Origin of the sequence: Lacinutrix sp. MedPE-SW, from assembly GCF_001874145.1 — a bacterium.
Classification (GTDB): Bacteria; Bacteroidota; Bacteroidia; order Flavobacteriales; family Flavobacteriaceae; genus Lacinutrix.
In genome coordinates this window covers 79,172-101,484 of sequence record NZ_MPCX01000007.1, presented here as the reverse complement: position 1 = coordinate 101,484, position 22,313 = coordinate 79,172, and the positions used below count along the sequence as shown (strand labels likewise).

The window sequence follows — 22,313 nt, the reverse complement described above, 5'->3', positions numbered from 1 at the left end:
TAAGCAAACTGTTCATAACCATATAATTTGGTTAAAAACTTTCGTTTTTTTAAATAATTATACCTTAAGTTTTCAGTATTTTTGCAAAATTAAACACAACTATTTTATACATGAATACTACCTCTTTTGCATTACGCCATATTGGGCCAAGAGAAAACGATCAAAACCAAATGTTAAAAACAATTGGTGTAGATTCTATAGAACAACTTATAAACGAGACTGTTCCAGATGATATTCGATTAAAAAAAGATTTAGACCTAGATGTTGCTATGAGTGAATATGAATATTCTTCTCATATAAACGAGTTATCTAAACTAAACAAAATATATAAAACATACATTGGCTTAGGGTATCACCCAACTATTTTACCTGCTGTTATTCAACGTAATATACTTGAAAACCCAGGTTGGTATACAGCCTACACACCATACCAAGCAGAAATTGCTCAAGGCCGTTTGGAAGCCTTATTAAATTTTCAAACTATGGTTATAGATTTAACCGGAATGGAAATTGCAAACGCTTCACTATTAGACGAAAGTACTGCTGCTGCAGAAGCTATGGGAATGCTATTTGCACTTAGAAGTCGCGAACAAAAGAAAGCTAAAGTCAATAAATTTTTTGTTTCAGATTTAGTTTTACCACAAACTATAGATTTGTTAGAAACCAGAGCAAACCCAATTGGAATAGAATTAACAATTGGTAATGAGGCTGAATACAATTTATCGGACGAGTATTTTGGTGCTCTACTTCAATACCCAGGAAAAAACGGGCAAATAACAGATATAAAGTCTTTTATAGAAAAAGCAAACGAAAAAAATATTAAAGTTGCCGTTGCTGCAGATATTTTAAGCTTAGTAAAACTTGAAGCTCCAGGAAAATTTGGTGCAGATGTAGTTGTTGGTACTACGCAACGTTTTGGAATTCCAATGGGATTTGGTGGACCACATGCAGCTTATTTTGCAACAAAAGAAGCATACAAACGTGATGTTCCAGGTCGAATTATTGGTGTTACTAAAGATGTAAACGGTAATAGAGCTTTACGTATGGCATTACAAACACGTGAGCAACATATAAAACGTGATAAAGCCACATCTAACATTTGTACAGCTCAAGTGCTTTTAGCGGTAATGGCAGGTATGTACGCAGTGTATCACGGGCCAAAAGGCTTAACTTTTATTGCAGATAAAATTAAAAACACGGCATCAACTTTAGCCAAAGCATTAGAAAATTTAGGCCTAGAACAAACTAATACACATTATTTTGATACTATTCAAATAAAAGCTGATGCTGTTAAAATTAAATTTGAAGCAGAAAAAAAAGAAGTAAACTTTCATTATCCAGATACTAACACTGTTACTATTTCTATAAATGAAACTACTTCAATTTCAGATTTAAATGAAATTATTTCAATTTTTGAAACGATAACAGAAACTACAACAGATAAAATTGAAACTCTAGAGGCTAACAAAACCATTCCTAATCATTTAAAAAGAGAATCAGATTTCTTAACAGTAGATGTTTTTAACACATACCATTCTGAGACAGAATTAATGCGTTATATTAAAAATTTAGAGCGTAAAGATTTAGCTTTAAATCATTCTATGATTTCTTTAGGGTCTTGTACAATGAAACTTAATGCCGCTGCAGAGATGCTTCCATTAAGTTCAACAAATTGGGGAAGCATTCACCCATTTGTACCGCAAGATCAACCTAGAGGTTATAAGTTAATGCTAAATGCTTTAGAAAATCAACTAACAGAAATTACAGGTTTTGCTGCAACATCATTACAACCTAACTCTGGTGCACAAGGAGAATTTGCTGGTTTAATGGTAATAAAAGCATATCATGAATCTCGTGGTGATCACCATAGAAACATTTGTTTAATACCATCTTCTGCTCACGGTACAAATCCTGCGAGTGCAGTAATGGCAGGAATGAAAGTTGTAGTTACTAAAGCTTCAGAAAACGGAAATATTGATGTTGAAGATTTAAGAAAAAAAGCAGAATTACACAAAGATAATTTATCTGCCTTAATGGTAACATATCCTTCTACTCATGGAGTGTATGAATCTGCAATAAAAGACATCACAAAAATTATACATGATAATGGTGGCCAAGTCTATATGGATGGCGCCAACATGAATGCTCAAGTAGGCTTAACAAACCCAGGAAATATTGGTGCAGATGTTTGCCATTTAAATTTACACAAAACATTCGCCATACCTCATGGTGGTGGTGGACCAGGAGTTGGACCAATTTGTGTTGCAGAACAATTAGTGCCATTTTTACCAGGAAGTCCAATTGTAAAAACTGGTGGTCACCAAGCAATTTCAGCTATATCTGCTGCACCTTATGGTTCTGCTTTGGCTTGCTTAATTTCTTATGGCTACATTAAAATGTTAGGTTCTAAAGGACTTAAAAAAGCTACCGAAATTGCAATTTTAAATGCAAACTACATTAAAGAACGCTTAAAAGGATCGTACGATACTTTATATTCTGGCGAAAAAGGTAGAGCCGCACACGAGATGATTATTGATTGTAGACCATTTAAAGCTAATGGCATAGAAGTAGTTGATATCGCAAAACGTTTAATGGATTATGGTTTTCATGCACCAACAGTATCATTTCCGGTTGCAGGAACAATGATGATTGAACCTACAGAAAGCGAAAGTAAAGCAGAAATGGATAGATTTTGTGATGCAATGATTTCTATTAGAAAAGAAATTGATGCTGCAAATAAAGATGAACCTAATAATATTTTAAAAAATGCACCACATACTATGGCTATGGCAACAAGCGATGAGTGGAGCTTACCATATTCTCGAGAAGCAGCAGCTTTTCCTTTAGAATACGTTAAAGACTCTAAGTTTTGGCCTAGTGTTAGACGTGTTGACGATGCTTATGGAGACAGAAATTTAATTTGTACTTGTGCTCCTATAGAGGATTATATGGATGCATAATTAACGTTGAACATCGTAAAAATTTTATAATTATAAATTGCCTTTAGTTTGTGATGCTTATATTAGCAGAGTAACTAATTAAAGGCAATTTTCTTTTTATATGAATATTAAAATTACTGGAACCGGAAGCTATATTCCAAGTACTGTTGAAAAAAATGAAGATTTCTATAATCATGAATTTTTAAATCCAGATGGCTCCAAAATAAATAGTTCTAATGAAGTTATTGTAAATAAATTTAAAGCAATAACAGGCATTCAAGAAAGACGTTATATAAAACCAGAATTACTAAATTCTGATATAGCATTTTATGCTGCAGAAAAAGCCATTGAAGATGCAAAAATAGATAAAGAAACTTTAGATTATATTATTGTTGCTCACAACTATGGTGATGTAAAAAACGAAACTATGCAAAGTGATACCGTACCAAGTATAGCATCACGAGTAAAACATTTACTAAAAATAAAAAATCCAAAATGCATTGGTTACGATTTGCTTTTTGGTTGTCCTGGCTGGATTGAAGGTGTTATTCAAGCTAATGCTTTTATAAAATCTGGAATCGCAAAAAAGTGCTTGGTAATAGGTAGTGAAACACTATCAAGAGTTGTCGATAAACACGATCGTGACTCTATGATTTATAGCGATGGCGCAGGAGCAGTTATTGTAGAACAAACAAATGAAGACTCTGGAATTATAGCACACGAAACAGCTACATTTTCTCTAGACGAAGCTCATTTTATCTATTTTGGAGAAACTAATAATCCCGAAAACACAAGCCAAAGACGTTATATAAAAATGTACGGTAGAAAAATCTACGAATTTGCATTAACTAATGTACCGTTAGCTATTAAATCCTGCCTAGAAAAAAGCGGTTATAATATAAAAGATGTAAAAAAAATATTGATACATCAAGCCAACGAAAAAATGGACGAGGCAATTGTTAAGCGCTTTTACAAATTACATGATATGGACATGCCAGAAGGTATAATGCCAATGATAATAAACACCTTAGGAAATTCTAGCGTTGCAACAGTTCCTACCCTATACGATTTAATTTTAAAAGGAAAATTAGATGGTCAAGAAATTAATAAAGGTGACATAATTTTATTTGCAAGTGTTGGCGCCGGTATGAATATTAATTGTATTGTATATAAATATTAATGGCATTGTCTCAAATAATTTACAAAACAATTTATAATAGTGTCATAAATTACTTTTTAAGAAATATTAATTATGCATTAAATACCATCTTTAAAACTAAAATAAAACTTCCTCCTAGCGGAACTATAAAGCTAAAAACAAATTCTGGAAATATTAAAATAGTAACAAACCAAACCAGCTATATTACACAATTAATTTACTGGAATGGCTATAAAAATTTTGAGTATGCTAAAATATTTGAATCTCTAGTTAAAGAAACAAACTCATTTCTAGATATTGGAGCAAATATTGGTTTTTATTCCTTATTAGCAGCTAAAGCAAATTCTAAAATTAAAATCCATGCTTTTGAACCTGCAAAAGGACCAAAATATTTTTTAAAAAAAAATATAGCAATCAATAATTTTGAAAGTAAAATTACGGCAGTAGATCTAGCATTATCAAATAAAAAAGGGATTATAGATTTTTACGAAGTTGACAATTTAAAATACAAGTATCTAGAACATAATTTAGCCGGAGAAGGCAATACTGGAACAAAAAAAACATCTAGAAACTTTGTAATAAACACAGTAAATACAAATACTCTCGATAACTTTATTGAGTTAAATAAATTAAAATCTGTAGATTTAATAAAACTTGATACAGAAGGCACTGAATTTAATATATTAAAATCTGGTATAGAAAGTATAAAAAAACATCAGCCCATTATTATTTGTGAAACTTTATTTAATACAACAGAAACTAATTTAAATAATTTTTTTTCAGATTTAGGTTATACGTTTTATAATCACACTAAAAAAGGACTCTTGCAAGTTGGCTCTATTGAAAGAGTACAAGATAATGGTATTAGAAATTGTTTTTTTGTACCAGCTTCAAAGTTAGATTTAGTGCAAAAATTTGTGATTTAATATTAAATGAAAATCTATATTATAATACCTGCTCATAACGAAGAAGATTGTATTAAGTTAATGCTTAACTCCTTAGTTAATCAAACTTATTTGCCAGAAAAAATTGTAGTAGTTAATGATAATTCTACAGATAATACTCAGCAAATAATTAATGGCTTTTCAGCACAATATAAATGGATTGAATCTATTAAAATTAAATCTTCAAGTCAACATATTCCAGGAAGTAAAGTAATAAATGCATTTTATAAAGGCTTAGAAACATTAGATGATACTTACGATGTTATTTGCAAGTTTGATGCAGATATTATTTTACCAGAAAACTATTTAGAGTCTATAATTTCTTTGTTTAAATCTAACAGTAAAGTTGGTGTTGCTGGCGGATTAGCTTACATAGAAAAAAATAACCAATGGGTTTATGAAACTATTGCATCTAAAAATCATGTACGTGGTCCATTTAAAGCTTATAGAAAAGCTTGTTTTAAAGAAATTGGCGGTTTAAAACATAGTATTGGTTGGGACACTATGGATGTTTTATTAGCTCAATACTATGGCTGGATGATAAAAACAGATAAATCTTTACATGTTAAGCACTTAAAACCAACCGGAAAAACCTACCATAAAAGCAGTAAATATTTACAAGGTGAAGCTTTATACAAAATGCGTTTCGGAATAACTCTCACTATACTTTCGGCTTTAAAAAGCGCTATTAGTAAACGTAGTTTTTCATATTTTAAAAACACAGTTATTGGCTATTTAAAAGCTAAACAAAAAAATATACAACCTTTGGTCTCAAAAGAGCAAGGAATATTTATTAGAAAATTAAGATGGCAAGGTGTTAAAAGTAAATTAGGGTTTTAATTTTTACAAATTAATTAAAACTCCAATTTTTAAAACTATTCGAGGCTTCAAGTCTATTTTCTAAACTATCATCTAATTCTGCAAAAAAATCAATACCAGTTAAATTTTCAATTGTATCTACAGGAACAACAAATTTATATAACGGAAGATTAGAAGCTTCATGATCCATTAAAAAGGCAAGCATTTTTGTTTCTCCATTATTATTATCGATTACTATTTTATAAAATTGATTTGGTACAGAAACAGCTTCATCTCCAATGGTTTTCATTCTTCCTTTTAAAACTCCACCCGAAACAACAAACACTCCATCATATTTATTTGCCCAATAGCGAACTTTTTGTTCTAACCTATTCCAAATACCAGCATTAAAATCGTGCTTTTGCGGTGAAATATTACTTGTTAAAAATGTTTCATCATGTGCAGCTTTACTATACTTTCTATCTCCAGCAGGACATAAATGACCGCGATCGTAACCCGATTTTTTATAATTTCTCCAATGTGCAGCTTTTGTTTTTACCGCATTATCTATTTCAAAATAAGGTCGTTTAAAATTCGTATTGCTTAAGTGTGATTTTTTTAATTCGTAAGCCACCCATTCTGCTTGTTCATGTGGTTCGCTATAAGAAAGCGAATAACCATTGTGATGCACAATTTGTCCAGTAGTACTGGTTGGTAAGAAATACGCGTTAGTATTCGATTTTACTTCTTTTCCAGTAGCAACAATTTCTTGTTGTACTTTTCTTTCTGTGTAAAAGTTGTAAGAGTAAACAGCAATTAAGATTAATGCTGTTAAAATGGAGTATGTTGTTTTTCTAGACATATTTAAAAATGTCAATATAAATAAAAAAGCCCAATCAAGAGATTGGGCTTTATTTTAAATCTATTAGAAAACTCTAATTAGTTTTTGTCGTCATCAGTTGCTTCTTCAACTGCTTCTTCAACAGCTTCTCCAGCTTCTTCAGTTTCTTCTACTGCATTGTCAATAGCTTCTCCTGCTGCTTCAAATCCACCTTCAACAGCTTCTTCAGTTTCTTCAGCTGCATTTTCAATTGCATCTCCTGCGTTTTCGATTGCGTTTTCTGCATCATTTTTATTCTCTTCTCTACAAGATGTAAAAGAAACTGCTAATGCTAATAATAAAGCTGAGCTTAATACTAATTTTTTCATTGGTTTTTAAGTTTAAGTTATTAATCGAAACAAATTTAACATTTTGATTCATATAAAATAAAAAAAATTAACATTTTAATTTATTTTCGATTTTTAGTTATTTATTTAGTTTAAATACGTAAATAGTTTAGTATTTGGATTACGGCACCAGCATTTTTATTAATAAAAGTTTTATTATTGGCGCCAAACAACGATCGTTTTTCTATATTTTCTATAAAATCTTTTAAACTAGAATTAAGTTCTTCTTGATTTTTAATTGAAACCAATCCCATATTATCAATCATACGTTGAGCTTCTGGAAACTTTTCATGATTTTTACCTATAATTATTGGCACTCCAAAAACTGCTGCTTCTAGTGTATTATGCAAACCTGTTGTTCCCATTGCTCCTCCAACATAGGCTACATCTGCATAACTATAAACCTTTGTAAGCAATCCAATAGTATTTAAAATAAGTACCTGGTTAGACGCAATGGTTTCATTATTTTTTTCTGTATAAAGAACACAACTTTTTGTAATACTTCGTTTTAAATTTTCAATTTGAGACTTTTTTATATTATGTGGAGCTATAATAAATTTTGTTGTCTCACTGGCATGATTATTTATATAGTTTACTATTAGTTTTTCGTCTTCAGGCCATGAGCTACCAACAACTACACAGAGATTATCGCTTTTAAATTTAGATATAAAATCTATAGTATTATCTTGTTTAAGCTGGTTAGTAACACGATCAAAACGTGTATCTCCAGAAACAGTTACCGAACTATAATTAATAGACTCTAATAGCTTTTTAGACTTTGTGTTTTGAGTAAAAATATGCTCAAAAGCAAACAAGGCTTTTTTTGTATGTTTACCATACCATTTAAAAAACGATTGATTTTCTCTAAAAACAGCCGAAATTAAAATCGCTCTATGGTTTCTTCTCTTAATTTCATTTAAAAAATTAGGCCAGATTTCATACTTAACAAAAACAGTTAATTCTGGATTTACAATATTTAAAAAACGTTTTGCATTACTTATAGTATCTAGAGGTAAATACACTACAACATCTGCAAAAGGTGCATTTTTTCTTATTTCAAAACCCGAAGGTGAAAAAAAAGAAAGTACAATTTTATGGTTTGGATAAGCCAATCTAAGCTCATTAAAAACAGGCAAACCTTGTTCATACTCACCTAAAGATGCACAATGAAACCATATTTTTTTATCAGCTTCACTAAGGTGATTATTTAAAATTTTAAATGTTTGCTTACGGCCATTAACACCTAATTTAATTTTTTTATTAAAAAAGGCAATAATCTTTAGTGCAAAATCGACTAAGTATATTAGTATTGTATAAAATAAATTCAACTTTAAAATGCTTTGCGCTAAAATACATAATTCATTGTATAGCATTAGCTAATTTTGTAAATTCGTTTTATGAAGAAAATACAGATGGTTGACTTAAAAGGTCAATACGCAGAAATAAAAAAAGAGGTTAACGATTCTATTCAAGAAGTATTAGAAACAACCGCCTTTGTAAATGGACCAAAGGTTCATGAGTTTCAAGAAAATTTAGAAAAATATTTAGGTGTAAAACATGTAATACCATGTGCAAATGGTACAGATGCTTTACAAATAGCCATGATGGGATTAGGTTTAAAACCTGGTGACGAAGTCATTACTGCAGATTTTACATTTGCCGCAACAGTAGAAGTTATTGCATTATTAAATTTAACGCCTGTTCTTGTTGATGTAGACCCAGATAATTTTAATATAGATATAGAAGCAGTTAAAAAAGCGATTACACCCAACACAAAAGCAATAGTGCCAGTTCATTTATTTGGGCAATGTGCAAATATGGAAGCTTTAATGGCAATAGCAAAAGAGCATAATTTATATGTAATTGAAGATAATGCACAAGCCATTGGTGCAAAATATACCAATTCTAAGGGCGAAAAAGCAATGTCTGGAACCATTGGAGATGTCGCTTCTACATCATTTTTTCCATCAAAAAATTTAGGCTGTTATGGTGATGGTGGTGCTATATTTACAAATAACGACGATTTAGCACATACAATTAGGGGTATTGTAAATCACGGTATGTACAAACGTTACCATCATGATGTAGTAGGTGTAAATTCTAGATTAGATTCTATACAAGCAGCAGTTTTAAATGCAAAATTACCACATTTAGACACTTATAATAACAAACGTCGTGACGCTGCTAGAGCATACACTAAAGCATTACAAAACCATCCAAATATTACAACACCACAAACAGTAAATAATTGCGAAGGTATTTGTGATACTTGCGATTGTCATGTATTTCATCAATACACCTTAAAAATTAAAAATGCAAATAGAGACGCTTTAGTACAACATTTACAAAACAACAATATACCTTGTGGAGTGTATTACCCAATACCACTACATAAACAAAAAGCATATTTAGACTCAAGGTATAATGAAGCAGATTTTACTGTGACTAATCAATTGGTAAAAGAAGTAATCTCATTACCTATGCATACAGAGTTAGAGACAGATCAAATAGCATTTATAACTAAAACAATCATCGACTTTTTAGATAACAATTAGGGCGAGCCTTTTGGCTTTTAGTAGCCAAAAGTCAGGCTGTACACTATATCTTTTTTTGTTGATAATTTCAACAAGTTCAATTATCAACAAAAAAAGGATGCCGTTTCCATCCTTCTCGCAAAATTAAAACATATACTTTAATTTAAATATTCAATTTAATACATGTCAAAAATTTTAGTAACAGGAGGATTAGGCTTTATTGGTTCGCATACAGTAGTAGAACTTCAAAATGCAGGATTCAAAGTTATAATTATAGATAATTTATCTAACGCTACAGAAAATGTTTTAAATGGTATAACTGCAATTACTAGTATCACACCAGAATTTGAAAATTTAGATTTAAAAAATAAAGAACAAACAAAAACTTTTTTTAAAAAGCATCAAGACATTATTGGTGTTATACATTTTGCCGCAAGTAAAGCTGTTGGAGAAAGCGTAAAAAAACCACTATACTATTACGAGAATAATGTAAACACACTAGTTTATGTTTTACAAGAATTAAATAAAAAAGCAAATGCTAATTTTATATTTAGCTCTTCATGTACCGTTTACGGTCAAGCAGATAGTATGCCAATTACAGAATTAGCACCTACAAAACCTGCAGAATCTCCATATGGTAACACAAAAAAAATAGGCGAAGCTATTATAGAAGATGTAACAAAATCCAATGCTAATTTTAAAGCCATTGCCTTACGTTATTTTAACCCAATTGGTGCACACGAAAGTGCAAAAATTGGTGAGCTACCAATAGGTGTTCCTTTAAATTTAGTACCTTACATTACACAAACAGCAGCAGGAAAACGAGAACAACTTTCGGTATTTGGAAACAATTATCCAACACCAGATGGAACTTGTATAAGAGATTACATACATGTAGTAGACTTAGCAAAAGCACATGTAATTGCATTGCAGCGACTACTAGAAAATAAAAACGATACTAATTTTGAAATTTTTAACTTAGGAACTGGTAAAGGAAGTTCGGTATTAGAAGTCATACAATCCTTCGAGCGTGTATCTAACCAAAAATTAAATTACAAAATTGTAGACAGGCGTGACGGTGATGTTGTCGAAGCCTATGCCAATACAACAAAAGCAAATACCGTTTTAGGATGGAAAGCTAAACTGTCATTAGATGATGCTATGCTTTCTGCCTGGAAATGGGAACAAACTCTATAAATTATGAAAACACTAGCTTTAATTTTTACATTATTATTTTCTACTTTAACTTTTGCACAAGACACCTATTTACATTGCGGAAAAATAATAGACACTAAATCTGGAAAAGTTTTAACCCAAAAAACTATAATTGTATCTGGCCAAAAAATAAAAGCAATAGTAGATGGTTATATTAAAACTGAAAATACAAACGATACCATAATAGATTTAAAAACTAAAACGGTAATGCCTGGCTTAATAGATATGCATGTGCACATAGAGTCTGAAACAAACCCAAAAAAATACCTAGAAGTTTTTACTCAAAATGAAGCAGATGTAGCATTTACATCAACCAATTACGCTAAAACATCATTAATGAGTGGTTTTACAACCGTAAGAGATTTAGGTGGCTCTGGTGTAAATGTAGCTTTAAAAAAAGCAATAGCATCAGGGAAAATTGTTGGACCAAGAATTTTTACTGCTGAAAAATCTTTAGCTACAACTGGTGGTCACGCAGATCCAACAAATGGTTACCGTAGAGATTTAGCAGGAAATCCTGGACCAAAAGAAGGCGTAGTAAATAGTGTTGAAGATGCAAAAAAAGCAGTACGACAACGATATAAAAATGGTGCCGATTTAATAAAAATAACCGCTACAGGTGGTGTATTAAGTGTTGCTAAGAATGGCTCTAATCCGCAATTTACCATAGAAGAAATCAAGGCTATTTGTGAAACCGCTAAAGACTATGGGTTTCATGTTGCTGCACATGCACATGGTGATGAAGGCATACAACGTGCCGTTTTAGGAGGCGTTAAAACTATAGAGCACGGTACTTTAATGAGTAAGGAGACTATGGAGCTTATGAAAAAACATGATGTTTATTTAGTGCCTACTATTACAGCTGGTAAATTTGTTTCAGACAAAGCAAAAATTAAAAATTATTATCCAGAAATTATAGTACCAAAAGCTTTAGATATTGGCCCAAAAATACAAGACATGTTTGGTCGCGCTTACAAAGCTGGTGTAGGCATTGCCTTTGGTACAGATGCTGCTGTTTTTTATCATGGTGATAATGCAAAAGAGTTTGCCTATATGGTAGAAGCAGGAATGCCTGAGATAGAAGCTATACAAAGTGCAACTATAACAAACGCTATGATATTAAAAATGGAAAACCAATTAGGACAACTTAAAGCAGGATTTATTGCAGATATTGTTGCAACTAATGATAATCCTGTAGAAAACATTAGTACTATGGAAACAGTTGTTTTTGTAATGAAAGAAGGAAAAATTTACAAAAACTAGTTATTGATTTGATAATCTAAGCTCACTCTAATTGGCATATTCTTAAAAATATGCGCTTATAAATATCATATCTAAATTAAATAGCTGATTAATAAATACTTAACATTTATATTTTGCGATTGGTTTAATATCTTCATTACTTTGTACTTAATGAAATAGATATTATGAAACTGATTAGCGTAAGAAGAAAAACAAAATTAGAAAACAGATTTGCACCCAAAATGGGAGAATTAAAAGCCAATGTAACCTATGTGAAAAAACATTTTTTTGGTATTCCCATTAAAACAATTCACAAATATAGAGAAACATATTACGGAGAAATAAAAGACTGTGAAGACTGTATTTTAGCCAAATAAATAAAAAAACCGCGATATAATTATCGCGGTTTTTTTATGCTTTCTTCTTTTTAAAATTTCCAAGAATTAGTAATCCCATTCCAACCATTACAGATACGTCTGCAATATTAAAAATACCGGTTCTAAATACACCTCCTAAATCTATATGCCAAAAGTCGGTTACTTGTCCATAAAGAATTCTGTCGTATAAATTAGCTATACCACCACCAATTATACAGCAAAAACCAATTAACGAAAATTTATCTAAGGTTTTGTCTCTAAATATATGAAAGAGTACTAGTGTTAGCACCACAACAGGAAGTACGTTGAGTAAAATTATTTTTAAAATAGGATTAAAATCACTTCCTAAACCTAAAAAAGCTCCAGTATTTTCAACATTATGAAGTGTAAAATAATCACCTAAAATCTCAGATCTACTACCCGCAGGAACATTAGCTCTCACCCAAAATTTAGAAATTTGATCTAAAGCAATATTAACAACAATTAAAATTGTAATAAAAAGCGTTCTATTGTTTTTCATAATTATGAAGCGCTTTCAAAGGTTGCAGAAGCAGTTTCAGATGCTCTATTAATTTTCTTTACTAAACCTTGTAATACTTTTCCTGGACCAACTTCTGTAAATAAAGTTGCACCGTCTGTAATCATTTGTTCTACAGATTGTGTCCAACGCACAGGAGCTGTTAATTGCGAGATTAAATTAGCCTTAATTTCAGATTCATTAATAACAGCGTTTGCTGTTACGTTTTGGTATATTGGGCAATTAGGCTTACTAAATGTTGTGTTTTCTATAGCTGCTGCTAATTCTTCGCGAGCAGGCTCCATCATTGGTGAGTGAAAAGCGCCACCAACTGGCAATACTAATGCACGCCTTGCTCCTGCTGCCTTCATGCTTTCACATGCTTTGTTTATAGCTTCAATTTCACCAGAAATAACTAGTTGTCCTGGACAATTATAGTTTGCCGCTACTACAACGCCTTCAGTTTCTGCACAAATATTTTCAACCACGCTATCTTCTAAACCTAAAACTGCCGCCATTGTACTTGGCTGTATCTCACAGGCTTTTTGCATTGCTAAAGCACGTTGTGAAACTAAACGTAAACCATCTTGAAATGTTAAAGCTCCGTTAGCTACTAATGCAGAGAATTCACCTAAAGAGTGACCTGCAACCATATCTGGCTTAAAATTCTCTCCTAATGTTTTTGCTAAAATTACTGAGTGTAAAAATATTGCAGGTTGTGTTACTTTGGTTTGTTTTAAAGCTTCAGCAGTACCTTCAAACATTACATCTGTAATATTAAAACCTAAAATACTATTAGCATCTTCAAATAAATGTTGTGCTTCTGGAGAGTTTTCGTATAAATCTAAGCCCATTCCTGAGAATTGAGCGCCTTGACCTGGAAATATATATGCTTTCATCTGTTTCATTTTGAAAGGCAAAAATAGGAATAAATTCTTTAAAAAGTACGGCGTTATCTTCCTGTATATTACAAAGTAGCTGTAGCAGCCTCTGCACAACGTTCGCCATCCATTGCAGCACTTATAATTCCGCCAGCATAACCACCACCTTCACCACATGGATATAAATTTGTTATTTCTGGATGCTCTAAAGTATCGGTTCTTGGTATACTTACTGGTGATGATGTTCTGGATTCTACTCCAATAATATTAGCTTCTTCGGTATAATACCCTTTCATTTTATCTCCAAATGCTTTAAATCCTTTTCTTAAAGAACTTCCTATTAATTTTGGAAATAAACTATGCAAAGGTGCGCTTTTTAAACCGGGTTGATAAGAGGTTTCATTTAAAGTGTTTGATATAATGCCTTCTACAAAATCCGTCATACGTTGTGCAGGTGCAACTTGACTTCTTCCACCAGCTGTAAAAGCTAAGCGTTCTAAATCTTTTTGAAACTCTAAAGCTTTTAATGGACCAAATTTTTCGTATTTTTTCAAATCTCTTTCAGCATTAATTTCTACAACTATTCCAGAGTTTGCAAATTTATTATTTCGTCTTGATGGTGACATACCATTTACAACCACTTCTCCATTTGCTGTAGCTGCAGGCACAATAAAACCTCCTGGACACATACAAAAACTATAAACACCACGACCGTTTACCTGCTGCACTAAACTATAAGATGCTGCGGGTAATAATTCTGGTCTTGGACCTTCGCAATGGTATTGTATAGAGTCTATAATATGTTGAGGATGTTCTGCACGTACACCCATTGCAAAAGATTTTGCTTCTATTGCAATATCTTTATTATGTAACAAATTAAAAATATCTCTTGCAGAATGACCTGTTGCTAATATTACTTTTTCTGTAATAAGTTCATCTCCATTTTGCAATTGAATGACTTTAATTTTATTATTTTTTATTGAAAAGTCTGTAACTCGTGTATTAAAATGTACTTCGCCACCATAATTTAAAATAGTTTCTCTAATATTTTGAACTACTTTTGGCAGTTTATTTGTACCTATATGTGGGTGTGCATCTACTAAAATTTGGTCTGTAGCGCCATGAAAAACTAAGTTTTCAAAAATACGTTTTACATCACCGCGCTTTAAACTTCTTGTGTATAATTTACCATCACTATAAGTTCCTGCGCCACCTTCACCAAAACAGTAATTAGAGTCTTCATTTACATGATGATCTTGGTTTATTGCTTTTAAATCGCGCCGTCTGTCTTTTACGTTTGCACCACGCTCTAAAACAATAGGCTTAAAGCCTAACTCTATACAACGTAATGCTGCATACATACCTGCTGGACCAAAACCAATAATGTGAACTGGTTTGGCTTTAGATACATCTTTATATTCAAATTGATATGCTGACGTTTTTGGCGCAACTTCACGTATATAAACTTCAACTTTATAATTAAAAATTATTTTTGGTTTTCTTGCATCTATAGATTTACGAAGTATTTTAATACTCGTAATTTCTTCTTTAGGAATATTTAACCACTTTGCTGCTTTTACCAACAAAATATCTTGAAATTCCTCTTCTTTTAAAGTAACTCTTAATTGAAGTTTTTCTACCATGCTGCGAAGTTATGGAAAATAAAATGCTATTTTTTAAATAAACGTTTTATTGGTTTTAAAAAACCAAAAGTATCTTTTATAAAATGTATAGAACGATTGTAAGCAATATTAAAAAGTTTTTTTTGACTTTCGTTTATTATTAATTCATCTATTCTTTCTTCTGGTAACAAGATGATATGTGCTAATCCTCCCCACATTTCACGCTTTAAATTATCTGGAGCAAACACACCAGAAATAAAATCTAGTTCTACGTAATGAACGTGTTTATTGGCGTTATAATCTACCAACTTCATACCTTTTCGGCAATTAGGATTAAAGCTATCGTGTAATACAATACTAAAGTTACTTTGTGGCTTATATTTTATTAAATTTTTAATATCTGCAGCAACACCTTTTGTACTGTGATCACCATCTATTAAAGCAAACTCTAGCTGTTCTCCATTGTCTTGAATTTGCTTAATAAGTTTAGGTAGTATTTCTTTAGAATCTCCAATTAAAAACTCGACGTTTGAAAATTGATTTCCTAAACGCTCAACGATAGTTTTATCTGTGTCAATGGCATAAACTTTATCTGCATATTTACTAATAACCTGTAAACTACCACCATTAAATGTACCAATTTCTATAGCGACTTTAGGTTTTATTTTTTGAAGTAAATAGAGAAACCCATAACGTTCGTTACGAGTCATAGACCAATCTAAAGGAAAATCGTTTTCAGTAAATGCTGGATAATTTGTATCTGAAAATTCAAGAGTATCCGCTTTAAAATCTATCATTTTTGGTTTCAAAATTATTTTCTTTCATAAGTTATAAAAGAAAATGCATATTTATGGTCTTCGTCTTGAGGATGCATAACTCTATTTGTTTCACTAAAAACTGTAGTATCTATTTTCGGAAAAAAAGTATCTGCATTAAAAGTAGAATGAACTCTTGTTATTTCAATTTTAGCCGCTAAAGGCATAGCTTGTTTATAAATTTCGCCGCCTCCAATTATAAATGGCTGAGTATCTCCTTTTGCCGCGTCTATAGCATCTTCTAAAGAGTGTACTACTAAAACACCTACAGGCACTTGATAATCTTTTTGTCTTGAAATTACAACGTGTGTTCTATTTGGTAATGGTTTAGGAAAACTTTCAAAAGTTTTACGACCCATAATAATATGATGTCCTGAGGTTAAAGATTTAAAACGTTTTAAATCATCTTTTAAGTGCCAGATTAAGTCATTATCTTTTCCTATTTCATTATTTTCTCCCGCAGCAACAATCATTGTTAGATTTTTATGCGGTATCTGCGTAGTTGAACTTGATTTTAAATTACTATCAGTTTTAGATTTTGGTAATTTTGCTTCTAACTTTTCAATTTTAGCTTTTTGTTTTGCTACTAGTTTTTCTATTTGAGCTTTTTCCCAATCTTTTCCCATAAACTTATGCGTTATAAATACATTAAATAAATGGTATAAGAAGAAAAATAACCATAGCGAAATTGCTATTACAAACCAATCTAAATTAAAAATTTTCACATCTTTTCCAATTCCTAAAATGGTATTTGCTGCTATTAAAAAAACAGCTCCAATTAAGAATATTACAAAGTGAGCATATAAGCGTTTTTTCTGTTTTACACGACGTTGTGCATTTTCAATTAATGCTAACTGGTCTGGATCTATTTGAGGCTGTTGTTTCTTTTTTTTAAACATAATCTTAATTAAGAATGTAAAGTTAAAGTTTTAATATGAATTTGTTTTTTAAATTTTAAACGAAATCTTTTTTGATTGATTTACAGCACGTTAACAACCAAAAAGAGTGTTAATTTAATAAAAAAGATAGCTTCTTTTTATAAAATTATAAAATAACAATATTGTATTTTACTAAAACAACAATTTTATTTTAAATGTTTATTAAACAGTTTGTTAGCATAAAATTGTTATTTAAATTTGAATTACAAAACAATAAAAAAATGGCTATTACAAAACAATTTTTAAAATCGAAACCTGTTTGCAAAGTAACCTTTACTGTTCCTGCTGAAAATGCAAACGAAGTTAAAGTTGTAGGAAATTTTAACGAGTGGAATACTGAAGCAACTGCTTTAAAAAAATTAAAAAACGGAACCTTTAAAGGTACTGTTAATTTAGAAAAAGATAAATCTTATGAGTTTAGATATTTAGTAGATGGACAATGGAAAAATGAAGAAGAAGCTGATGCTTTTGCCTGGAATGATTATGCTGCAGACGAAAATTGTGTAATAAATGTATAAATTAAAAAAAGTTTTCTTAAGAAAACTTTTTTTAATTTTATTTTATACAGCAACTGCTCCTTTAATATGTGGATGCGGATTATAATCTTCTAAAGTAAAATCCTCAAATTTAAACTCGAAAATATCTTTTACTTCTGGATTAAGTTTCATTTTTGGTAAAGGTCTACAATCTCGTGTCATTTGCAACTCTAATTGCTGTACATGGTTATTATAAATATGTGCATCGCCAAATGTATGGATAAATTCACCTGCTTGATAACCGCATACCTGAGCTATCATCATTGTAAATAATGCGTATGAAGCAATATTAAATGGTACACCTAAAAAGATATCTGCACTACGTTGGTACAACTGGCAAGATAATTTACCATCTGCCACATAAAACTGAAAAAAAGCATGACATGGAGGCAATGCTGCTTTTCCATTTGCTACATTTTCACTAAACGATTTTGATGTATCTGGAAGTACTGAAGGATTCCATGCAGAAACCAACATTCTACGACTATTTGGATTGTTTTTTAGAGTTTCTATTACCTCTGTAATTTGGTCAACCTCATCGCTATTCCAATTACGCCATTGGTGACCATAAACTGGACCTAAATCTCCTTTTTCGTCTGCCCAAGAATTCCAAATTTTAACACCATTCTCTGTTAAGTAATTAATATTGGTATCGCCTTTTAAAAACCAAAGCAATTCATATATAATTGATTTTAGATGAAGTTTTTTAGTGGTAACCATAGGAAAACCTTCACTTAAATCGAACCTCATTTGATAACCAAATACACTTTTTGTACCTGTTCCCGTTCTGTCTCCTTTTTCGTTTCCGTTTTCTAAAACATGTTTTACTAATTCGTGGTATTGTTTCATAGTGTACACATTCCTGCGAAGGCAGGAGTCTCTTAATTATTAATAATAATGTTGTAATTTAAACAAAAATAACTAAAACAAATTTACTTAGAAGTGAGTTTATAAGTTCATTTTTGATTATAAATATGTTCAAAAAAAAGAAGGCTCTTAATAAAATATTAAGAGCCTTTTATTATTTATGTTTAATTTATCTTATGTTAAGAGGTTCCTGCGAAGGCAGAAATGTTTACCCTATTATCATACCAGCAATAGTTGCAGATATTAATGATGCAATTGTACCTCCAATTAAAGCTTTCATTCCAAATCTTGATAATTGGGCACGCTGTCCTGGTGCTAAAGATCCAATACCTCCAATTTGTATTCCTATAGAAGCAAAATTTGCAAAACCACATAACATATAAGTTGCCATGATTATAGATTTTTCAAATTTTAAATGCGTTGCATTTGCTGCATTTTTAAGTTCTGCTAATTGTATGTAACCAATAAACTCACTTGCTGCTAGCTTGATGCCTAATAATTGGCCCATTAGTGCCATATCTTCTTTTGCTACACCTATTAACCACATTAATGGCGCAAAAATATAACCTAAAACAAACTCTAAAGATAAACCATCATATGGTGTATTTGCTGCAATAACCTCATTTAAAGAGGTAAACTGCCATTTAATGTTTAATGCATCTATTACAATACCATCAAAACTTGCAATACCGCCAAGTATACCATTTATCATAGCTATAAAAGCTACAAATACTAATAACATTGCTCCTACATTTACAGCTAGCCTTAAACCTTCTGTTGTTCCGTTTGCTATAGCTTCTAGTATGTTAGAGCCTATTTTTTCTTGAGAAACTTCTACATTAGTATTAATTTCTTCGGTTTGAGGAAATAATATTTTTGAAATCACAATTGCTCCTGGCGCTGCCATTACAGATGCAGCTAGTAAATGTTTAGCATAAAATAATTTTAAAGCTTCGTCTTCACCTCCTAAAAAACCAATATATGCAGCTAATACTGCTCCTGCTACAGTAGCCATACCTCCAATCATAACTAGAAGAATTTCAGACTTATTCATCTTTTCTAAATAAGCCTTAATTAAAAGAGGTGCTTCGGTTTGACCTAGAAATATATTACCTGCAACACTTAAACTTTCGGCTCCAGAAATTCCTAATATTTTAGTTAACAATAATCCCATTAGTTTTACTAATTTTTGAATTAAACCTAAATAAAATAATACTGAGGTTAATGCCGAAAAGAATATAATAGTAGGTAATACTTGAAATGCAAAAATAAATCCGAAAGATGTAACGTCTAGCATGCCTCCAAATAGAAACTCACTACCAGCTTGTGTAAATCCTAAGATTTTAATAAAGCCTAATCCTATAAACTCGAAAACTGTTTTTACAAATCCTATTTTTAATACACCTATAGCAATTACTAATTGTAATGCTAAACCTAAACCTACTGTTTTCCAATTAATATTCTTTCTATTAGAACTAAATAAAAAGGCTATAAATATAAGTGAAAACATACCTAAAGCGCCTCGCCATAAGCTACCGATTGAGAAACCTTGGCTAGGTATAATATCGTTTTTCACAACATCACTGGTTACAACAAGCGCTTCTTTAGTGTGTGCTTCGCTTTTAAGTTTATAAACTAAATTTTTATCTTTAAAGACTAAAGTAGAGTCTGTTAGTTTAGATATTTTATATCTAACTGTTGTGTTTAAAGAATCGTTATAATAAAATACCAATAATTTGTTTTGGTATATATAATCTCCATTATCACTTACATTGTTTTGAGATGTAAGTAGTTTAAATTCTCCTTTGTTTAAAACTAACTTATCGTAAGATAATTTATTAGCATCTACAGGAATATTATTTTGAGATTCTATTTTTTGAATTTGCCATGTTTTTTCAAGGTCTTGAGCAAACACAGAAGTTGTTGCAAAAAAAATAGCTGCAACAGCTATGAGTATATTTTTAATCATAAGTTAGCGTTTAGAAATCTCGTCTCGAATTTTTGCTGCTTTTTCGTAATCTTCATTTGCAACAGCTTCGTCGAGCATGCTATTTAACTCTTTTAAAGTATGAGATTGATAATCATCTTGAGACAAAGTTATTTCAAGCTCTTCATTTACAATATCTTCTACAAAAATATTGTCTTCGGTGTGTTCCGTTTCATCTTCTTCTTTACTAGGGTCGACTTTTAAATAAATTCCAGCTTTATCTAAAATATTTTTATAGGTAAAAATTGGTGCTTGAAAACGTAAAGCTAATGCTATAGCATCACTTGTTCTGGCATCAATTATTTCTTCTATTTTATCTCTTTCACAAATTAAACTTGAATAAAAAACACCATCAACAAGTTTATGTATTATTACTTGTTTTACAACAATATCAAACCTATCTGCAAAATTTTTAAACAAATCGTGAGTTAATGGCCTTGGTGGTCTAATTTCTTTTTCAAGTGCAATGGCTATAGACTGCGCTTCAAAAGCACCAATAACTATAGGTAATTTACGTTCACCATCTACTTCATTTAAAATTAAAGCATAGGCGCCATTTTGCGTTTGGCTATAAGATATTCCTTTTATTTTTAGTCGAACTAAACTCATAAGTATAAAAAAATCGAAAAAGCGGTTTAAATTGTAAATAGGAATTTAAACCGCTTCTTTACGAGCACAATTTATAAAAAATTAAGCGTTTGCCGCTTTAAATGCTTTTAATTTTTCAATTAGAGCTGGAACAACCTCAAAAGCGTCTCCTACAACTCCATAATCTGCAGCCTTAAAGAAAGGTGCTTCTGGATCTGTATTTACTACAACTTTTACTTTAGAAGCGTTGATTCCTGCTAAATGCTGTATTGCTCCAGAAATACCTATTGCAATATATAGGTTTGAAGCTACAGGCTTACCAGTTTGCCCAACGTGTTCACTGTGTGGTCTCCATCCTAAATCTGAAACTGGCTTAGAACAAGCTGTTGCTGCTCCAAGAACTTCTGCTAATTCTTCTACCATTCCCCAATTTTCTGGACCTTTTAATCCGCGTCCTGCAGATACTACTATTTCTGCATCTGCAATAGTTACTTTATCTGTTGCTTTATCTACAGATTGTACTGTTACTCCAGAATCTTCAACTGTTGGAGAAAAATCTTCTGCTGTTGCACTTGCTGTATTTTCAACTAAACCAAAAGCGTTATTTGAAACACCTACAACTTTTACATCTGTATTAATTGCTGTTACATTAAAAGCTTTATTTGTAAATGCTGTACGTTTTACTGTAAATGGCGCTGTGTTTGATGGCGCTTCTACTACGTTAGATGCGTAACCTGCATTTAAACCTACTGCTAAAACTGGTGCTAAATACTTACTATCTGCTGTTTGGCTAACAACTACCACTTTTGCATCTTCTTTTTCTACTGCTTGTTTAATTACTGAAGCGTAAGATTTCGCATTAAATTTATCTAATCCTGAATTTGATACATTTAAAACTTTATCTACTCCATATTTTCCTAACTCGCTAGTGTCATCTGCATTTACTGCTACTGCTGTTACCGTTGTTCCTAATTGGTCTGCTACGGCTTTAGCGTAAGATGCTACTTCTAGAGCTGTTTTTTTAAATTTTCCGTTTTCTGATTCTGTATATACTAAAACTGACATAATTTTTTCTTTTTTGAAATCCTGACTTTATACCAGGAACTCGTTAATCTTTACTTTAATTT

21 protein-coding genes are annotated in these 22,313 nt (G+C 31.3%); 9 read left to right on the top strand and 12 right to left on the bottom strand.

Annotated elements, in window-relative coordinates; translation table 11 throughout:
* Positions 1–110 precede the first annotated feature (110 nt).
* From gcvP to BM549_RS08375, 4 genes are all read left to right on the top strand, one after another.
* Positions 111–2,960: an aminomethyl-transferring glycine dehydrogenase gene (gcvP, locus tag BM549_RS08390; protein ID WP_290469859.1), complete on the top strand. Its 2,850-nt coding sequence runs from the start codon at positions 111–113 to the stop codon at positions 2,958–2,960.
* 100 nt (positions 2,961–3,060) lie between these two features.
* On the top strand, positions 3,061–4,119 hold the full coding sequence (locus BM549_RS08385; protein ID WP_290469858.1) for a 3-oxoacyl-ACP synthase III family protein: 1,059 nt from the start codon (positions 3,061–3,063) through the stop codon (positions 4,117–4,119).
* Positions 4,119–5,024, top strand: coding sequence for an FkbM family methyltransferase (locus tag BM549_RS08380; protein ID WP_290469857.1), 906 nt, complete (start codon positions 4,119–4,121; stop codon positions 5,022–5,024). The genes BM549_RS08385 and BM549_RS08380 overlap by 1 nt, the downstream gene beginning before the upstream one ends.
* A gap of 6 nt (positions 5,025–5,030) precedes the next feature.
* Positions 5,031–5,882 carry a glycosyltransferase family 2 protein gene (locus tag BM549_RS08375; protein WP_290469856.1) on the top strand — a complete coding sequence of 284 codons (852 nt, stop codon included), beginning with the start codon at positions 5,031–5,033 and terminating at the stop codon, positions 5,880–5,882.
* A gap of 10 nt (positions 5,883–5,892) precedes the next feature.
* Here the strand turns inward: BM549_RS08375 and BM549_RS08370 are convergent, their stop codons facing one another.
* The 3 genes from BM549_RS08370 to BM549_RS08360 form a co-directional block, all read right to left on the bottom strand.
* A complete protein-coding gene (locus BM549_RS08370) occupies positions 5,893–6,702 on the bottom strand; it encodes a DNA/RNA non-specific endonuclease (RefSeq protein WP_290469855.1) in 810 nt (269 codons plus the stop codon).
* Between the two features lie 77 nt (positions 6,703–6,779).
* Positions 6,780–7,049 carry a hypothetical protein gene (locus BM549_RS08365; RefSeq protein WP_290469854.1) on the bottom strand — a complete coding sequence of 90 codons (270 nt, stop codon included), beginning with the start codon at positions 7,047–7,049 and terminating at the stop codon, positions 6,780–6,782.
* A gap of 110 nt (positions 7,050–7,159) precedes the next feature.
* Complete coding sequence (locus tag BM549_RS08360; RefSeq protein WP_290469853.1) at positions 7,160–8,395, bottom strand: glycosyltransferase N-terminal domain-containing protein; 1,236 nt, start codon at positions 8,393–8,395, stop codon at positions 7,160–7,162.
* Between the two features lie 69 nt (positions 8,396–8,464).
* Here BM549_RS08360 and BM549_RS08355 point away from each other — a divergent pair, with 69 nt between their 5' ends.
* The 4 genes from BM549_RS08355 to BM549_RS08340 all read left to right on the top strand — a co-directional run bounded on the left by BM549_RS08355 (position 8,465) and on the right by BM549_RS08340 (position 12,435).
* Positions 8,465–9,622, top strand: a complete 1,158-nt coding sequence (locus tag BM549_RS08355; protein WP_290469852.1) for a DegT/DnrJ/EryC1/StrS aminotransferase family protein — start codon at positions 8,465–8,467, stop codon at positions 9,620–9,622.
* Positions 9,623–9,784: 162 nt separating this feature from the next.
* The gene (galE, locus tag BM549_RS08350; RefSeq protein WP_290469851.1) at positions 9,785–10,798 is read left to right on the top strand and encodes a UDP-glucose 4-epimerase GalE; all 1,014 of its coding nucleotides are present in this window, start codon (positions 9,785–9,787) and stop codon (positions 10,796–10,798) included.
* A gap of 3 nt (positions 10,799–10,801) precedes the next feature.
* Positions 10,802–12,079, top strand: a complete 1,278-nt coding sequence (locus BM549_RS08345) for an amidohydrolase family protein (protein ID WP_290469850.1) — start codon at positions 10,802–10,804, stop codon at positions 12,077–12,079.
* A gap of 164 nt (positions 12,080–12,243) precedes the next feature.
* Positions 12,244–12,435 (top strand): hypothetical protein, encoded by a 192-nt coding sequence (locus tag BM549_RS08340; RefSeq protein ID WP_013870116.1) that lies wholly within the window; start codon positions 12,244–12,246, stop codon positions 12,433–12,435.
* A gap of 34 nt (positions 12,436–12,469) precedes the next feature.
* On the opposite strand, the gene lspA is transcribed toward BM549_RS08340, so the two are convergent.
* The 5 genes from lspA to BM549_RS08315 all read right to left on the bottom strand — a co-directional run bounded on the left by lspA (position 12,470) and on the right by BM549_RS08315 (position 17,169).
* The gene (lspA, locus tag BM549_RS08335; protein WP_290469849.1) at positions 12,470–12,955 is read right to left on the bottom strand and encodes a signal peptidase II; all 486 of its coding nucleotides are present in this window, start codon (positions 12,953–12,955) and stop codon (positions 12,470–12,472) included.
* Positions 12,956–12,957: 2 nt separating this feature from the next.
* Positions 12,958–13,851, bottom strand: a complete 894-nt coding sequence (fabD, locus tag BM549_RS08330; RefSeq protein WP_290469848.1) for an ACP S-malonyltransferase — start codon at positions 13,849–13,851, stop codon at positions 12,958–12,960.
* A gap of 68 nt (positions 13,852–13,919) precedes the next feature.
* Positions 13,920–15,476 carry an NAD(P)/FAD-dependent oxidoreductase gene (locus BM549_RS08325; protein ID WP_290469847.1) on the bottom strand — a complete coding sequence of 519 codons (1,557 nt, stop codon included), beginning with the start codon at positions 15,474–15,476 and terminating at the stop codon, positions 13,920–13,922.
* Between the two features lie 26 nt (positions 15,477–15,502).
* Positions 15,503–16,252 (bottom strand): class I SAM-dependent methyltransferase, encoded by a 750-nt coding sequence (locus tag BM549_RS08320; RefSeq protein ID WP_290469846.1) that lies wholly within the window; start codon positions 16,250–16,252, stop codon positions 15,503–15,505.
* A 14-nt stretch (positions 16,253–16,266) separates the two neighbouring features.
* On the bottom strand, positions 16,267–17,169 hold the full coding sequence (locus BM549_RS08315; protein WP_290469845.1) for a dihydrofolate reductase: 903 nt from the start codon (positions 17,167–17,169) through the stop codon (positions 16,267–16,269).
* A 260-nt stretch (positions 17,170–17,429) separates the two neighbouring features.
* On the opposite strand from BM549_RS08315, the gene BM549_RS08310 reads away from it, so the two are divergent.
* Entirely contained in the window at positions 17,430–17,726 is a 297-nt protein-coding gene (locus tag BM549_RS08310; protein WP_013870110.1) for an isoamylase early set domain-containing protein, read from the top strand.
* 42 nt (positions 17,727–17,768) lie between these two features.
* Here BM549_RS08310 and BM549_RS08305 read toward each other — a convergent pair whose 3' ends face one another.
* The 4 genes from BM549_RS08305 to BM549_RS08290 form a co-directional block, all read right to left on the bottom strand.
* The gene (locus tag BM549_RS08305) at positions 17,769–18,593 is read right to left on the bottom strand and encodes a thymidylate synthase (RefSeq protein ID WP_290469844.1); all 825 of its coding nucleotides are present in this window, start codon (positions 18,591–18,593) and stop codon (positions 17,769–17,771) included.
* A 226-nt stretch (positions 18,594–18,819) separates the two neighbouring features.
* Entirely contained in the window at positions 18,820–20,580 is a 1,761-nt protein-coding gene (locus BM549_RS08300) for a nucleoside transporter C-terminal domain-containing protein (protein ID WP_290469843.1), read from the bottom strand.
* Between the two features lie 3 nt (positions 20,581–20,583).
* The gene (locus BM549_RS08295) at positions 20,584–21,207 is read right to left on the bottom strand and encodes a bifunctional nuclease family protein (RefSeq protein ID WP_290469842.1); all 624 of its coding nucleotides are present in this window, start codon (positions 21,205–21,207) and stop codon (positions 20,584–20,586) included.
* Between the two features lie 81 nt (positions 21,208–21,288).
* Positions 21,289–22,251 (bottom strand): electron transfer flavoprotein subunit alpha/FixB family protein, encoded by a 963-nt coding sequence (locus BM549_RS08290; RefSeq protein WP_013870106.1) that lies wholly within the window; start codon positions 22,249–22,251, stop codon positions 21,289–21,291.
* Positions 22,252–22,313: the final 62 nt, after the last annotated feature.

Bases quoted from the DNA above. Each gene is read 5' to 3' on its own strand.
- BM549_RS08315 (WP_290469845.1), bottom strand. From the start codon at position 17,169: ATGTTTAAAAAAAAGAAACAACAGCCTCAAATAGATCCAGACCAGTTA.
- lspA (WP_290469849.1), bottom strand. From the start codon at position 12,955: ATGAAAAACAATAGAACGCTTTTTATTACAATTTTAATTGTTGTTAAT.
- BM549_RS08310 (WP_013870110.1), top strand. From the start codon at position 17,430: ATGGCTATTACAAAACAATTTTTAAAATCGAAACCTGTTTGCAAAGTA.
- galE (WP_290469851.1), top strand. From the start codon at position 9,785: ATGTCAAAAATTTTAGTAACAGGAGGATTAGGCTTTATTGGTTCGCAT.
- fabD (WP_290469848.1), bottom strand. From the start codon at position 13,851: ATGAAAGCATATATATTTCCAGGTCAAGGCGCTCAATTCTCAGGAATG.
- BM549_RS08325 (WP_290469847.1), bottom strand. From the start codon at position 15,476: ATGGTAGAAAAACTTCAATTAAGAGTTACTTTAAAAGAAGAGGAATTT.
- BM549_RS08300 (WP_290469843.1), bottom strand. From the start codon at position 20,580: ATGATTAAAAATATACTCATAGCTGTTGCAGCTATTTTTTTTGCAACA.
- gcvP (WP_290469859.1), top strand. From the start codon at position 111: ATGAATACTACCTCTTTTGCATTACGCCATATTGGGCCAAGAGAAAAC.
- BM549_RS08290 (WP_013870106.1), bottom strand. From the start codon at position 22,251: ATGTCAGTTTTAGTATATACAGAATCAGAAAACGGAAAATTTAAAAAA.
- BM549_RS08305 (WP_290469844.1), bottom strand. From the start codon at position 18,593: ATGAAACAATACCACGAATTAGTAAAACATGTTTTAGAAAACGGAAAC.
- BM549_RS08320 (WP_290469846.1), bottom strand. From the start codon at position 16,252: ATGATAGATTTTAAAGCGGATACTCTTGAATTTTCAGATACAAATTAT.
- BM549_RS08295 (WP_290469842.1), bottom strand. From the start codon at position 21,207: ATGAGTTTAGTTCGACTAAAAATAAAAGGAATATCTTATAGCCAAACG.
- BM549_RS08365 (WP_290469854.1), bottom strand. From the start codon at position 7,049: ATGAAAAAATTAGTATTAAGCTCAGCTTTATTATTAGCATTAGCAGTT.
- BM549_RS08375 (WP_290469856.1), top strand. From the start codon at position 5,031: ATGAAAATCTATATTATAATACCTGCTCATAACGAAGAAGATTGTATT.
- BM549_RS08380 (WP_290469857.1), top strand. From the start codon at position 4,119: ATGGCATTGTCTCAAATAATTTACAAAACAATTTATAATAGTGTCATA.
- BM549_RS08345 (WP_290469850.1), top strand. From the start codon at position 10,802: ATGAAAACACTAGCTTTAATTTTTACATTATTATTTTCTACTTTAACT.
- BM549_RS08340 (WP_013870116.1), top strand. From the start codon at position 12,244: ATGAAACTGATTAGCGTAAGAAGAAAAACAAAATTAGAAAACAGATTT.
- BM549_RS08370 (WP_290469855.1), bottom strand. From the start codon at position 6,702: ATGTCTAGAAAAACAACATACTCCATTTTAACAGCATTAATCTTAATT.
- BM549_RS08355 (WP_290469852.1), top strand. From the start codon at position 8,465: ATGAAGAAAATACAGATGGTTGACTTAAAAGGTCAATACGCAGAAATA.
- BM549_RS08385 (WP_290469858.1), top strand. From the start codon at position 3,061: ATGAATATTAAAATTACTGGAACCGGAAGCTATATTCCAAGTACTGTT.